The organism is Tianxiuia mixotrophica, assembly GCF_050596425.1.
GTDB lineage: Bacteria > Bacillota > Clostridia > Peptostreptococcales > Acidaminobacteraceae.
Window position 1 is genome coordinate 3665587 of sequence record NZ_CP192292.1, and the last position, 14895, is coordinate 3680481.

The 14895-nt window shown below is 40.7% G+C and carries 10 protein-coding genes and 1 other annotated feature (1 of these 11 only partly in view); of the genes, 2 read left to right on the forward strand and 8 right to left on the reverse strand.

What is annotated here, in order from left to right; translation table 11 throughout:
* The first annotated feature begins 229 nt into the window (after window positions 1–229).
* Window positions 230–1084, forward strand: a complete 855-nt coding sequence (locus tag ACQ4KW_RS16285; RefSeq protein WP_430883499.1) for a rhomboid family intramembrane serine protease — start codon at window positions 230–232, stop codon at window positions 1082–1084.
* Between the two features lie 73 nt (window positions 1085–1157).
* Here ACQ4KW_RS16285 and ACQ4KW_RS16290 read toward each other — a convergent pair whose 3' ends face one another.
* Both ACQ4KW_RS16290 and ACQ4KW_RS16295 read right to left on the reverse strand, forming a co-directional pair.
* A complete protein-coding gene (locus ACQ4KW_RS16290; RefSeq protein WP_430883500.1) occupies window positions 1158–2942 on the reverse strand; it encodes a diguanylate cyclase in 1785 nt (594 codons plus the stop codon).
* 72 nt (window positions 2943–3014) lie between these two features.
* The gene (locus ACQ4KW_RS16295) at window positions 3015–3791 is read right to left on the reverse strand and encodes a DeoR/GlpR family DNA-binding transcription regulator (RefSeq protein WP_430883501.1); all 777 of its coding nucleotides are present in this window, start codon (window positions 3789–3791) and stop codon (window positions 3015–3017) included.
* A gap of 225 nt (window positions 3792–4016) precedes the next feature.
* Here ACQ4KW_RS16295 and ACQ4KW_RS16300 point away from each other — a divergent pair, with 225 nt between their 5' ends.
* Window positions 4017–4640: an HAD family hydrolase gene (locus tag ACQ4KW_RS16300; RefSeq protein ID WP_430883502.1), complete on the forward strand. Its 624-nt coding sequence runs from the start codon at window positions 4017–4019 to the stop codon at window positions 4638–4640.
* Between the two features lie 141 nt (window positions 4641–4781).
* On the opposite strand, the gene ACQ4KW_RS16305 is transcribed toward ACQ4KW_RS16300, so the two are convergent.
* From ACQ4KW_RS16305 to pheS, 6 genes are all read right to left on the reverse strand, one after another.
* Window positions 4782–5195, reverse strand: coding sequence for a DUF523 domain-containing protein (locus ACQ4KW_RS16305; protein ID WP_430886590.1), 414 nt, complete (start codon window positions 5193–5195; stop codon window positions 4782–4784).
* Window positions 5196–5270: 75 nt separating this feature from the next.
* On the reverse strand, window positions 5271–7667 hold the full coding sequence (locus ACQ4KW_RS16310; protein WP_430883503.1) for an endonuclease MutS2: 2397 nt from the start codon (window positions 7665–7667) through the stop codon (window positions 5271–5273).
* An 11-nt stretch (window positions 7668–7678) separates the two neighbouring features.
* The gene (locus ACQ4KW_RS16315) at window positions 7679–10129 is read right to left on the reverse strand and encodes a DUF3656 domain-containing U32 family peptidase (RefSeq protein WP_430883504.1); all 2451 of its coding nucleotides are present in this window, start codon (window positions 10127–10129) and stop codon (window positions 7679–7681) included.
* A gap of 366 nt (window positions 10130–10495) precedes the next feature.
* On the reverse strand, window positions 10496–11104 hold the full coding sequence (zapA, locus tag ACQ4KW_RS16320; RefSeq protein ID WP_430883505.1) for a cell division protein ZapA: 609 nt from the start codon (window positions 11102–11104) through the stop codon (window positions 10496–10498).
* A gap of 114 nt (window positions 11105–11218) precedes the next feature.
* Window positions 11219–13615, reverse strand: coding sequence for a phenylalanine--tRNA ligase subunit beta (pheT, locus tag ACQ4KW_RS16325; protein WP_430883506.1), 2397 nt, complete (start codon window positions 13613–13615; stop codon window positions 11219–11221).
* A 17-nt stretch (window positions 13616–13632) separates the two neighbouring features.
* A complete protein-coding gene (gene pheS, locus ACQ4KW_RS16330) occupies window positions 13633–14652 on the reverse strand; it encodes a phenylalanine--tRNA ligase subunit alpha (RefSeq protein WP_430883507.1) in 1020 nt (339 codons plus the stop codon).
* Between the two features lie 97 nt (window positions 14653–14749).
* Window positions 14750–14895, reverse strand: a binding site (T-box leader); it runs 87 nt beyond the window's last position.

The following is a 14895-nucleotide window of genomic DNA, read 5'->3' on the forward strand; positions in this document are numbered from 1 at the left end:
ATCAAGTTCGATTTTTTCTTTTATCCATCCACGACATACTCCTGTCATTTATTTATTGAATGGGATCTTATCACCTAACTTCTCATCGTCTGTCTATTTGACTTCCATACAGCTGATAACATGTGAACTTTTTTTGAATTTCTCTTATATCTTCTCACCCAAGGCAACATATCTGTTATTATTATAGTAATCCCCCATGAAGTTGGGGACATATTTAGGAGGCGATTGTTTGGAAGCAACATCTGTAAAAAAGCCATTTTTTATTTCATATATTCTAATTGGCATCAACGTTCTTCTGTTCGTGCTTATGGTTTTCTATCAACCAGGGTTTTCAACAGATATGACAGTGAACACACTCATTGATTTTGGAGCAAAATCCAACATGCATATTGTCGATGGTGAATACTACCGTCTCGTGAGTTCCATGTTCTTACATGCAAGCCTCATGCATATTGTATTTAATTGTCTGGCTCTTAGGGCCTTTGGTCGAGACATTGAGATATTTTTTGGCAAGAAAAAATTCCTGATTGTATACTTCCTATCAGGCATAATCGGGTCACTGGGTAGTTTCTTATTCAGCTACAGAGTGGGGGTTGGCGCTTCTGGTGCCATTTTTGGTCTTTTAGGCGCCAACTTATATCTTCTCACATTAAATCCAAAACTATACAAGCGAATATATGGTACGGATGTCTTGTCCCTCATTGGTATTAACCTTGTCATAGGTTTTATTGTTCCAAACATTGACAACGCAGCCCACCTCGCCGGACTTGTTGGTGGCTACCTTGCCGCTTGGTCCGTTGGACTGAAAAACCAGAGTCCTTTTAAAGCAAAGCATATGATTGCCCAAGCAGTGGTTGTGGTCCTCATAGCCTTCAGCTTGGTCTGGGGTGTGCCGCATTTTAAAAGCAGTTGGGTCTATGATTTCTACAAGGCAGACGAAATGATTGAACAATTAAACTACAAACGGGCCTTAGAATACTATGAAAGCGGTCTTGAAAAAGATCCAGGCAATGAGAGTTTAGAATATAATATAAGAGTTCTCAAAGATGCCATTGAAAGAAATGAAGGCTCTAAAAATCAATAATAAAAACCGTTAAGTGATATTTTTATGACATCACTTAACGGTTTTTTTGTTCTATAAATATTTTAAGGAGATATTAAAAGGCTTTTAGACAGTTAAAATACTTCCGATCTTCTTCTTGTATATGTTCTTGCATAACAACACCAATAAGAAAATCCATCAATTCCAAAGTGGTGATTCTTTCATCAACTGTGTTTTGTAAAACTTCTTTTGATTGCTCAATGAGTTGCTCGTGTATTCTGATATGTGTCTCCACATTAGGATAGGCACACGACTGAAGGATCTCTATTTCGTTTTTGAAGTGTATCTCCATCTCATGAATAAAGGTCTCAACATTTCGAACTGTTTCATTGAAATTACTGTGGCTAAGGGATCTTTCAATAATAGAATTACACCTGTCTAGGAGCATTTGATGTTCCCTATCTATACCATCATGACCACTGTTCCAGTCTGTGTTCCACTGCATCTTCACTAAAATTCGAACTTCCTTTAGATGGTCATTAACAGTCACCTTGTTTTTACCTGTATTTTTAGAGGTGTATAGGGCCTTGTCCGTCCTTGAAAACCAGGACTCCATATACTCACATTCCACCCACTGTGAACATCCCACGCTGGCTGTCACGCCATATTTTTGATTGAGTTCGTTTGATTCAATGCCCTCTCGAATTCTTTCAGAAATCAGCGCGGCGCCTTTCAAATCTGTATGGGGTAAAAGCAAGATGAATTCATCGCCTCCCCAACGGGAGAAAACATCTTCATATCTTATGATCTTTTTAACGATATCAACCACTTCAAGCAGAACTTTATCACCTGTGAAGTGACCGTAATTGTCATTGACTTCTTTAAAATGATCAAGATCAAAATAAACCATAGAAATTGGATATTTTCTTCTATGAGACAGGCTAAACTCCTCTTGGACCCTTAAGTGAAAATACTCCCTTGTATAAATTTTAGTGAATCGATCAAGAATGAATTTCTTTTCAAGTTCAATTTTGTCTTTTAAAACAACATCAAAATTCGTTATATATTTATATATAAAACGGGCTAAGATAAGACCAAATAGAATGCTAACTAAAATAGTGATCATATAGTAGGACCTGTAGTTATTCCATCCATTTTTCGGGGCTATATAAACATCCCACCCACCAATGGAAGCCTTTGTTGTAAACTTAAGCGGTTTCATACCCAAAACCTTCTTGTCACCATATACAACATTCTCAGGCGCATCAGGTTGTGTGATTAAATAGATCACTCGATTTTCCAGCTCATGATCTTCAATAAAGCCAAAGGCTTGATCAGCCTTCAAAACAATACTTACCATGCCCCAGTAAGCATCATTTTTGATCAGTGGCACCCGAACAATAAAACCCACTCCGCCTTGGACAAGATCGACCGGACCAACAAATAGCGGTTGTAAGGTTTCTTTAACCTTTTTTAATTGTTCAGCCTGCCCTGGCACTTTAGAAAAGTCCACGCCAATAGCCGACTCATTGCCCTCTAAAGGATACATCCAAAAAATTGTTGTGTCTTTGAATATGCCCACATTTCTTATTTGATCCATTCGATCTCTTAAAAGAAAATCAAGATAAATATTGATGTCGTCATCGGTAAAATCATCTTTCATTTGAATATATGCAGAAAACCCTGATAACAAACTTATATTCTGATTGGTGAAATTCTGTAGTTCATCCACCAAATTATGATACTTTAAAGACACTTCATACCGTTCGTTTGCCGCTAATCTGTTGGTATAGCTATTGATCAATGCATACGACAAAATTATGAGCAAGACAAAAACACTAACGGAGGTGATGCGTGCTGCAATTTTTCTATTCAACCCGCTTTTCCAGTTACTATCCATAAACCCCTCCAAGCAAATAATTTACAACCTAAGTACTTATACCCTTTATATCACCTATTAATTAGATTCCGGTCACTTTGCAATGATTACTTGGCAACCCGTTTCCACAAGTCTCATATAGATTTCTGGATAGACTTCCTTCAAATGATGGTCTGTCACTATTTTGTATTTTGGCAAAAGAGCTGCAACCTTCATTAAAGACTCTCTCGTAAACTTCGTGTGATCCGCCAAAATGAATATTTCTTCCCCTGCTTTTAGCATGGCCTTTTTTATGGCTGTGTCATCCATTTCAGATGAACTCAAGCCCCTTTCCGGTGAAATAGCACACGATCCAATCAGCACCTTATTCACACGGAGTTTCTCTATAAAAGAGACGGCATCATGACTTACAGCTGTGCCATGCTGATTGTCCAGTAAACCACCAATTATAAAAACTTTAATACCACTATTGACTTGAATGAGTTCTGAAGCTATTTGGATATTGTTCGTAAAAACTTTCAGATTCTTCTTATTTTCAAGCAGAGGCACCAAGGCACTCAATGTTGTCGATCCGTCGATTAAAAGTGAATCATGATCATTGATGTAGCCAGCAGCACAAGATGCAATTGTCATTTTTTCTTTAGAATAGATTCTTTTGCGTGTGGCATAGCTGTGGACATCACCTCTTGGCTTCACTCTTACCGCTCCACCATGAGTCCTCTTGAGCAAGCCTTCTTCCTCAAGCCTTTTTAAATCCCTTCTGATTGTATCAACAGACACTCCAAAGCGATCACTCAATCCAGCCACTTCTACTCGTCCATCACTTTCCAGTGTTTCAAGTATTTTATTTTGTCTTTCATTATTAAACATGATTACGCCCCCTTTCTTTAAGGATATGCTGTTCTTTGCATGTTTTCAATAAAAAAATGCACTTCCTTGCCTATATTTTGTCAATCTTTTATTCAGAAGCCTATACATTGCTCTTATATTCATGTTTTGTATCATTCTGTGCTGTTTTGTGCATTTTTATAATTGTTTTTTGCTGTTTTTCATGATATGATCCCATTAAAAGATGAAATCTAAGGAGTGAAAAATATGTACAAGCACATTGTATTTGATGTTGACGGCACTTTGATCAACACCGAGGAGGCCATTATAACGAGTCTTCAAAAAGTATTGCTCAAGGAGACAGGGAAAACTTACGAGATGTATGAGCTCGATTTTGTTCTAGGGGTGCCTGGGTCATATTCTATTGTAAAATTTGACTTAAACAATCCCAGCAAAGCCCTAGATAAGTGGCAAGTTGGCATAAAGGAACATGCCCATCTCAATTCAATATACGAAGGCATTCTTAAACTGGTTACGACTTTAAGGGAAATGGGACATAAACTCGGCATTGTTACATCACGAAGAGACAGCGAATGTGACTCTGACCCACTCTTTAACACACTTAAACCATACTTTGACTGTATCGTCACTGCTGATCGAACTGAGAAGCACAAACCACAAGCCGATCCCCTACTTTATTATATGGACAAAACGCAGGCCAAAGCCAGTGAAACTGTTTATATTGGGGACACACCGTATGATAGTGCCTGTGCTGACAAGGCCGGGGTTGATTTTATGGTTGCAGGATGGGGAGCAAAACATATTGCATCCATTCCGAACAAGGATGTTCTTATACACCCTTATGAATTTATAAAATATGTTACACGCTAGTGGTTCCTTAAAACTATTCCAAACTCAATTTATAAGACGCTTAAAAGCAGGCTCAAAATTATTTAAAAACCCCTCTGAAGGATGCTTGTATTAAAACATTCTTCAGAGGGGTTTTATATTTAAATCTATAGCCCTTTAACTTTATAAGTCTTCTTCAGATTGAACAAGAAGATTCATTTTCATAAGTGCCCTTGTTGTAAGCCCATCACCAGCTATAAGACGCTTTGAAAAGCTGCCATCATATATATGTCCTGACCCGCAAGAAGGGGACCGGCTCTTCAATATAGCCTTATTTGCTCCAACCATACGAGCCAGTCGAGCCACCTCATCAGCACCTCGAACAAACTCAGCTGTAACATCCTGACCTGATTTTGTAACAACCCGATCCTTGATGATTTCAGCTGGATCTCTTGGGGTTTTTAGGCCACCCATTTGTTCTGGGCAAACAGGCATCCAAGTCTTGCCTTCAAGATACTTTAAGACCTTCTCATTTTTATTATCTGAACCATCGTACCTGCATGACATGCCAATTAAACACGCACTGACTAGAATCATTTTTGTTCCTTTCAAAGCCACTGTGGTAAAAACAACACCCATAAAAAAACATAGTTTTTAGATATGAGTCTCAATCTATTTAAGTTCAACAATTGTGACACCTGATCCACCTTGATTTAGAGGCGCTTCAGAATAACTGCTAACATGATGATGGTGTTTAAAAAATTCCCGAAGACCTGTACGTAGGGCACCAGTGCCCTTTCCATGAATAACACGCACTGACTCTAAATTGGCAAGGCAGGCATCATCTAAATACTTGTCCAGTTCGTATTCTGCTTCATCTAAAGTTTTGCCACGCAGGTCAATTTCTGTAGACATGTGCTTGGTTGCCGACACAAACTGACGCTCTTTTCCCCTTGCCCTTTTGTGGGCGAGGGGAGCTTCTTTTGATGCTTCTTCATCTACAAGCACGAGGTTCTTAACATTAACTTTCATTTTCATAATGCCAATCTGTACAGTGAGCTCACCACCATCATCTGGCAGAGTTACTACACTGCCTTTTTGACCTAGGGTGACAACCTTTACTGTTTGTCCAAGCTTTAAGTCCTTCGGGATCTTCCTATAGACATCTTGATCTGGTTCAGCAATGGCAGCTGCGGCAACATCGTCAAGATTGTCTCTAAGTTTACGCCGCATTTTTTCGATTTTCTTATTGTTTTCCTTGCCCTGAGATTTATTCAATCCACGAAGTTCTTTGATAACCTCTTCTGACTCTTCTTTAGCTTTTTTAAGTATGGCCCTCGCTTCTGCTTTAGCTTCAGAGAGCATCTTGTCCCTTTGTGTTGATATACGATCCTCTTTTTCTTCAAGTCGCTTTTTGAGTTTTTCTATATCAAGACGAAGCCTGATGGCCTCATCCCTTTCAGATTCTGCTGTTTTTCTTTTTTCCTCAATAGATGTCAAAACTTCTTCAAACTCAATATCATCTTGCTTAACAAGCGCCCTAGCAGATTGAATCACATCTTTAGACAAGCCCAATTTCATGGAGATTTCAAAAGCATTTGATTTGCCTGGTACACCAATAAGCAACTTATACGTCGGACTAAGTGTCTCAACATCAAACTCAACTGATGCGTTTTCCATACCATCGTGTACCAGAGCAAACTGCTTGAGTTCAGAATAATGTGTGGTTGCAATGGTTCTTATCTTTCTTTCATAGAGCTTTGTGAGTATGGCCATGGCAAGCGCCGCCCCTTCAGCAGGGTCAGTACCTGCTCCAAGCTCATCAAATAAGACCAGAGACTTTTCAGTCACATTCTCCAGAATATCAACAATATTTGTCATATGCGAAGAAAATGTCGATAAACTCTGCTCAATACTCTGCTCATCACCAATATCAGCGTAAATGCTGTCAAAGACAGCCATTTCTGTTCCGAAATCCGCAGGAATATGGAGGCCGGACTGGGTCATAAGGGATAGAAGTCCCACAGTTTTAAGTGTGACTGTCTTACCGCCAGTATTTGGACCTGTAATAAGAAGGGAGGTGAACTCTTTGCCTATCCAAACATTAGATGGTACAACCGTTTTGGCATCAAGGAGGGGATGGCGTCCATTCTTAATATGCAGGGCACCCTTGTCATTGAGTTTTGGTTCCACAGCGTTCATTTTTAGAGCTAGTTTTGCCTTAGCCACAATAAAATCCAAGATGGACAAATACTTTTGATTTGTCCTAACCTCGTCTGCGAAAGCGCCTACTGTCCCTGTAAGTTCAAGGAGTATACGCTCTATTTCCTTTTTCTCATCAAGTTTTAGTTCCTTAAGTTGGTTGTTGAGTTCCACGACAGCCATGGGTTCTATATATAGAGTGGCTCCGCTTGAAGACTGATCATGTACAAGTCCCTTAATCATATTCTTATATTCCGACTTGACCGGCACAACAAATCTATCCTGGCGGATGGTTACAATGGCATCCTGCAGGTATTTTTGATTTTGAGCTGCATGAATAATAGAATCTAATTTCTTTCTAATATTAGCGTTTTTATTTTCAATGTCTCTACGTACTTTTCTAAGAGCAGGACTGGCATTGTCCGACACTTCATTTTCACCTGATATGGCATTTTCAATAGCATCTTCAATAGGCTTTAGATTTGTAAGAAAATCCGCATACTCGCCTAAAATAGGAAGTCCACCTTCAATTTCTTCTCTTTGTTTGGAAATAAAATTTTTCATCCGTCTGGCACTTCTTAATGAATCACAGACTTCTAGCAGTTGTGCCGGGTATAAAAAAGATCCAATTTCTGCCACACGCACATGGGATGATAGGTCGTGAACACGTCCCATAGGAAACTGGGTATGCTTCATTAAGAGACTAAAGGCCTCTGATGTTTGCCCTTGCATGTATTTTACTTCAGTAATTTCACTTGAAGGTTCAAGTTCATCAACGATTCCCTTGCCTAGGACAGATCCCGCTTCTTTACGAAGCATTTCTTTGATTTTTTCGTATTCCAACACCCTAAGTGATTTTGAATTCATATCATTCACCTCTAATCGTCGGCGAAAACACCTCTGAAGTAATGCCCCCTTGTTAGACCCTTACTTACAAATCGGTTTCTTGCCTTTTCATCTTCTTCTGTTAAGTCATGATCCATTGTCCTTTTAAATAGAAGGATCGCCGTCTCTGTGTCTTCTCTATCTTCAAGTGTGAACACCATTCTATAATGATGTACCCCATTATCGTAAAGTGTCTCTAGCTCTTCTGGTACAAATAGTATTTTACTGTTAAGAATTTCTGTACGACACGTTTTCGTGGCTCTTAGCACAGGGAATATAGCCCCTTTTTTATCTTGTAACCCATAATTTTTCTTTTCGCATAGACCACAATCAATATGCCCATTGGCAAGCGCTGCAGATATTGGACAATATTCCGTAACCATAACTGTTTGTCGGCCATACACCAAAGCCTCCAGTTGAGAGCCCTCAGCGCTTAAATTCTTTATTTGATACATGGTCATTTCAGGCGATAAGGTCATTACATCAGCATGATCTTTGTGCATATTCACAGCGTCCGTGTTAAAAACATTCAGCCCTTGGTCAATGCCAATCACAGGAATATCGTGCTTTCGACCCCATTCAATCAGACCGTATGTTCCAGCCCAAAGCCCTGATGCTTGGCGGAGTAAGTCAAGGTTGTCCCTAAACATATCATATTCAAAATCCCGTACAATTCGCCCAGGAGCAAAAATAATTGGACATTCAATCTCCTCTGTTTCACCAAGGGCAATTTCAAGCATTTCAAGTGTGGAAACCATGATCCCATCAACCCCTGTGTCAAGGGCTGCCCTAAGTTGGTCAAGTGTACGAACTTGTGCCCTGAACTTAGGAAAGGCGTGATTTTGGTCATCTTCTTGCGGATCAATCTCATGCACTTGATCCCTGATGATTGGTGCCACATGCGCCCTATCCTTATAGCGAATAGAGCGGACATCATCTAGGCTTTCAACAGCCTCACGTCTAAGGGCGTTTATACTTTTCATTGGCACAGCCAGTCCATCATCAAGATCAAGATTCAGACCCACGCAGTGGTAGGGAGAATCCCCTAGCTTTAATATTTGTTTTTCAACCCGTTCTTTATCAAGTGGTCTATTCATGGCCGCTTCAGGCACTTGGCCTTTTGCACAACCCCTATGACCGTCTTCGTCGATTAGGGTCAGGGTCATCGGCTCATTTTGCTTAATCTGCATTTCAATTGTAACAGCCACACGCTGAACCTGACGGGCATAGGACTGTCGTGCCTCTTTCAAAAGGGCATCATTGACAGTTCTAAAAATAATCTCACCTGTCTTGACAGGATACTGCATATTCATGACAATATCCTGTCCAGCCTCAGCTTCTTTAACTCTGGCGCGGCCTATTTCAATAAACTCTACGCGGGCGCCAACAGACGTGTTGCCCCGCCTTATTTGAATTTCGTCCCCTACATGAAGCCTTTCATTTATTTGAATGGTCATGCGCTTCCTATCTTTATCATATTGCTTGACCTCGGCCACTTTTACCCCGTTATTGCCTGGCCAGAAAGGATTCATTCTGTCTCTTGATTCCCCTGAAAAAAGATGACCTTTCGTAAAACCTCTTGTAAAAATATCGGCTGTTTCTTTTTTCAACTTGTCAATATCAAGCACTTGGCCCTTTAAGGCAGCATCAATGGCCTGTCTATATGCTCTCACCACAATAGCCGCATATTCAGGTCTTTTCATCCGTCCTTCTATCTTGAAAGAATTAACCCCAGCCTTGATCAGTGCCGGTATCTCTTCAAGGGCTCTCAAGTCTTTGGGGCTTAGCAAATACTTCCCACCGTCGTGCTTCTGTGTCAGCTCCTCATCGACATCCACCAAGGTGTAAACTTGACGACAAGACTGTGCACAGCTTCCCCGATTGCCACTTCGGCCTCCTATCATGCTGGACATTAAACATTGTCCAGAATAGGAAATGCAAAGCGCACCATGAACAAAGCACTCAAAATCAAGATCTGTGTTCTCACGAATAGACTCAATCTCCAGCACATTCATTTCACGCGGCAGGACGACCCTTGATACACCTTTAGATTTCAAATATTGTATATCTTCTGTGCTGTGGGCTGTCATTTGTGTGGATGCGTGTATTTCAAAATCAGGATAACGGTCTTTAACACGTCCTAAGACACCAAAATCCTGAACAATGATTGCATCCACATCAGACTTATACAAGAAGTCTATGTAGTCATCCAAATCTTCCAGTTCAAAATCGGCAACAAGGGTATTAACAGTCACAAAAACTGAGACACCATGTCTGTGACAAAATATCACGGCCTCCTTCAAGGCCTCTCGATCAAAATTTGCTGCAAACTTACGAGCGCCAAATGACTTTCCAGCCAAATACACGGCATCTGCCCCATTAAAAACAGCCGCAACGAGGGCTTCCTTTGTACCAACTGGTGCCAGTAACTCTATTTTATTCATATATTCCTCCAGATCACCCAAGAATCTTGTAAACTCGGATTAATAAGATTCGGCGCTTGCAAAATTGCAAATTTCGTTCAACGTTACACCCTATATAGAACATCTTCACTCGAACACTAAATCTCTATATAGGGTCTAACGTTGATCCTAAAATATTTTTGCATGCGCCTAACCTATAATATCATAGGTTCTTTGTCATGGCTATTGCATATAATCTTTCGAAACCAAGTCGTAATAATCGTTCAACTTTTTGTAATGTTTTGTGACAAAGAAGTGCCTTACACCAAAAACCCGCTTAAATCACGTATATAAAATACGTTCATCAAGCGGGCATTTTCAGTGTTATTATTATATGTCTTGTTTTAATTAGTTTGATGAATCAAATGTCTCAATGAACTCACTGAGTTCCAGACGAGAAGCATCACGTTCTGATTCCGCTTCAGCTAATTTGGAACGTAGCATTTCGATTTCCACATCTTTTTCTTTCAGTGATTTTTCAAAGGATTCAGCCTTGTTCTCGGCCAGTTGAAGCATCTGATCTTTTTGAGCCAGTTCACTGCAAACTCGGTCTACTTCTTTCCTGAGTTCTAGGAGGGAATGCTCATAAGTGGCTGTGTTTTCAACAAGCTTGTTGAACTCACTTTCAACCGAATTGTGGGCTTCACTCTTTTCTTTAAGCTCATTCTGAAGGCGAATCAGACAATCTTTCATTGTCTTGAGTTCCCCTTCAGGGTTTTCAAGACGATAAAGAAGTTGCTCCTTTTCCTGCTCGAGCTTCAAATAATCATCACCGACATTGAGCGCTGTTAGCACTGCAATCCAAGACGTACTGAATTTTTTATTTTTTTCATAAATAGCCCGCATCTTGTCATCGATTAGATTGGCTACTTTTTGCACAAACTCTCGGGACTCATCACTTCGGATGGTATACTCCTGACCGAGAATACGCACAATCACTTTATTTTTAACGGTCACCTATGAACAGCCCCTTCTTGATCCTACATAATGTCATCCTTATGCATTGACAGTTATCCCTAGGTCAATATATTCGCCGTCTGGTGGCGTTTTCCTTCTTATTCCTAAGAAAAATTATCGAAGTTCCGCGCCTGTTTCCGACTTAAGAGCTTCCAGGATCTTATCATACACTGCATTAACTTCATCATCTGTTAATGTCCGCTCAAGGCTTCTGAAGCTTAATGCATAGGCCATTGACTTATACCCCGCTTCAATTTGCTCGCCTTCATAAACATCAAACAGTTTGACCGACTCTAATATTTCAGTGCCGTTTTCTTCAATGACAGACATGATCTTGCCTGATTCCACAGTTTTCTCAACAAGAAGAGCGATGCCTCGTGTGCTTGCTGGGTATTTAGGCAGTGGCGTATAGGTTCTATCCAGTCTTGTCAGCTGAAGAAGAATATTAAAATCAATATCAGCCAAGTATGTTTTGGTATCAATGCTGTAATTTTCAAGAACCTTCGGATGCACTTCACCTAGTGTTCCTAGAATATGATTGCCCCAAACCAGTGTTGCACAACGACCTGGGTGGTAGGTTGGGTGATTGGACTCCTTGTGGTAAGCCACACCCTTAATGCCCAGTACAGAAAGAAGTTCATCCACTCTGCCCTTCAGACTGAAGAAGTCTTCTCCTGGTCCATATGCGCCTAGACAAAGCTGTTTTTTCTCGATTGGAAGGTTCTCCACAGGCATTTCTCTTGGGAAGAATAGGTTACCAATTTCAAAAGCCACAGCGCTTTCAACAGATCTGTTGTAGTTCTTTGAAAGCACCTCAAGCATATTCGCATTTAGAGTGGTACGCATTGTTGAATACTCTTCGCCCAGAGGGTTTTTAAGCATAACAGCATTTCTAAGCATAGAGTCTACTGGTAAACAAAGTTTATCATACTGGCTCGGACTCACAAATGAGTACGTTAGAATTTCATTCATTCCCACTTCGCAAAGGGCATCTTTAGCAATATCTTCAATAATTTGACCATTTGTTTTTGCACCCCACTCCGAGTCAGCAGGAAGTGTTGCTTCAATAACATCATAGCCATAAATTCTTGCAACCTCTTCTACAAAATCAATTTCCTCAATAAGATCCAGTCTAAACGCTGGTGGTAGACATGCAATTTTACCGTCTTTCATTTCAGTTTTGATTTGAAGCTTATTAAGAATTGCAGTGATTTCATCTGTGCTAAGATCCACGCCTAGAAGACCTGTAACGCGCTCAGGACGAACCAGAATTTCTTTGGCTTCCTTTGGTTGTGGATACACGTCAATCATACCCTTAACGACTGTGCCCGCACCAATTTTCTCAATAAGGTGACAAACGCGGTCTAGGACTTCAGGAATGTACTCAGGGGAAACACCTTTTTCAAATCTTGAAGACGCCTCTGAACGAAGAGCTAAATCCCGTGATGTTTTTCTGATATTTGACTTAAAGAAGTTTGCCACTTCAATAAGAATTGTTTTTGTATCATCTTTAATTTCTGTGTCAGCGCCACCCATAATACCAGCGAGGCCAACCGCTTGTTTTTCATCAGCAATAACAAGCATGTCTTCAGTCAGCTTGCGTTCTTCTTCATCAAGCGTTACCAGAATTTCGTCCGCCACAGCGCGACGGGCGATGAGTTTTCTACCTTCTAAGGTTTCAAGGTCATAGGCATGAATTGGTTGGCCATACTCTAGAAGAACAAAGTTTGTAATATCAACAATGTTATTGACTGGACGCATGCCCGCTTTCATAACTGCAAGTTGAAGCCAAGTTGGAGATGGTCCAATTTTAACATTTTTAACGACTCTTGCTCCAAAGCGTGGACATAGGTCCGCATCTTGAATTTCAATTTTCGCATAGTCATTCACATCGTCCACTTCATTTTCAATGGACGTGTCCGGCATAGTTAACTCTCTATCAAAAGTTGCCGCAGTTTCACGAGCCATACCGAGAATACTCAGGCAATCTGGTCGATTTGGTGTGATTTCAAACTCGATAATATGGTCATTTAAGTCAAGAACATCTTTAATATCTGCACCCAATTCAGGCGTGCCTTGAAGGATGTAAATGCCGTCTGCATACTCTTTTTGAATCACTTTCTTTTCAAATCCCACTTCTTCAAGGGAGCAGAACATGCCGTTTGATACAACACCTCTTAGCTTGCCTTTTTTGATTTTTGTGCCATCATGAAGCGTTGACTTGTGAAGGGCCACAGGAATATAGTTGTCAGGATAGACATTCTGTGCCGCCGTTACAATTTGAATGGGCTCTTCTTCACCGATATCCACTTGAAGAACGAGCAACTTGTCTGCGTCCGGATGCTTCTCTCTTGAAAGGCACTTGCCCACAACAATTTTGTTGATTTGTCCTGCAACAGCTTCAACTGTTTCAGTGTTTGAACCGGACATGATAAGACGCTCTTCCAGTGTCTTAATTTCAATGTCATCTATATTTACATATTTTTTTAGCCAATTAACTGGTACTAACATGTTAAATCCCTCCTATTCTAAAATTGGTCGATGAAACGCATATCGTTGTCGAAGAAGTGACGAATGTCATCAATTTCAAGCTTCAACATCGTGATGCGGTCGACGCCCATACCAAATGCAAATCCTGAATAAACTTCTGGATCAATACCGCACTCAGAAAGAACATGAGGGTGAACCATGCCACAGCCTAGAATTTCAATCCAACCTGTTCCACTACATACACGACAACCTTCACCACCACACTTAAAGCATGTTACATCCACTTCAGCACTTGGCTCTGTGAATGGGAAATGGTGTGGGCGGAACTTAGTCTGTGTGTTGCTGCCAAAAATACGCTTGGCAATCATGTCCAGCGTTCCTTTAAGATCTGCCATTGTAATGCCTTCACCAACCACTAAGCCCTCTAATTGGTGGAACATTGGAGAATGGGTAGCATCCAGCTCATCAAAACGGAAACAGCGCCCTGGTGAAATGATCTTGATTGGCGGTTTCATTTTCTTCATGGTTCTAATCTGAACAGGAGATGTGTGCGTTCTTAGAAGCAGGTCATCTGTAATGTAGAATGTATCAGATGTTGAACGTGCAGGGTGGTCTTGTGGAGAATTCAGGGCATCAAAGTTATTGTATACCGTATCCACTTCTGGACCTTCAGCAATTTTAAAGCCCATACCGATAAAGTTTTCTTTCAGTTCGTCAAGGACCTTGTTAAGGGGATGACGCTTGCCCGCTCTATTGACCTTGCCAGGCATTGTAACATCAATGGTTTCTGCCTCAAGCTGCTTTACTAGGGCCTTTTCCTTTAGAGTTTCTTTGGTTTCAAGGATAAGGGCCTCAATTTCAGAACGAACCTCATTGGCGATTTTACCCACTTCTGGGCGCTCTTCTTTAGAAAGCTTGCCCATTTGCTTCATAATGCCTGTCAGTTCACCCTTTTTACCCAGGTATTTAATACGAATGTCTTCAAGAGACTGTAGAGACTCAGATGAGCCCACAGCTTCTTTGGCCGCTTCAAGCAGCGACTTTAATTGATCTTTCATGCATAAACTCCTTTCCACAGTAACAATGCTATTTTAGATTCCGGGACGAAATGTTTTCTATCTTTAGTCTTTCACACAAAAAGCCTCCGTCCCATATAATAGGGACGAAGGCTCTATTAGCTTCCGCGTTACCACCCAGATTACCGAATTTATCATTTATAAACCCGATCTCTCGTGTGTCATATAACGGTGACCACCGACAGGGACTACTCACTTTTCACCCCTGTAGCTCATGAGGGAACT

Bases quoted from the DNA above. Each gene is read 5' to 3' on its own strand.
- ACQ4KW_RS16290 (WP_430883500.1), bottom strand. From the start codon at position 2,942: ATGGATAGTAACTGGAAAAGCGGGTTGAATAGAAAAATTGCAGCACGC.
- ACQ4KW_RS16295 (WP_430883501.1), bottom strand. From the start codon at position 3,791: ATGTTTAATAATGAAAGACAAAATAAAATACTTGAAACACTGGAAAGT.
- ACQ4KW_RS16300 (WP_430883502.1), top strand. From the start codon at position 4,017: ATGTACAAGCACATTGTATTTGATGTTGACGGCACTTTGATCAACACC.
- ACQ4KW_RS16305 (WP_430886590.1), bottom strand. From the start codon at position 5,195: ATGATTCTAGTCAGTGCGTGTTTAATTGGCATGTCATGCAGGTACGAT.
- ACQ4KW_RS16310 (WP_430883503.1), bottom strand. From the start codon at position 7,667: ATGAATTCAAAATCACTTAGGGTGTTGGAATACGAAAAAATCAAAGAA.
- ACQ4KW_RS16315 (WP_430883504.1), bottom strand. From the start codon at position 10,129: ATGAATAAAATAGAGTTACTGGCACCAGTTGGTACAAAGGAAGCCCTC.
- pheT (WP_430883506.1), bottom strand. From the start codon at position 13,615: ATGTTAGTACCAGTTAATTGGCTAAAAAAATATGTAAATATAGATGAC.
- pheS (WP_430883507.1), bottom strand. From the start codon at position 14,652: ATGAAAGATCAATTAAAGTCGCTGCTTGAAGCGGCCAAAGAAGCTGTG.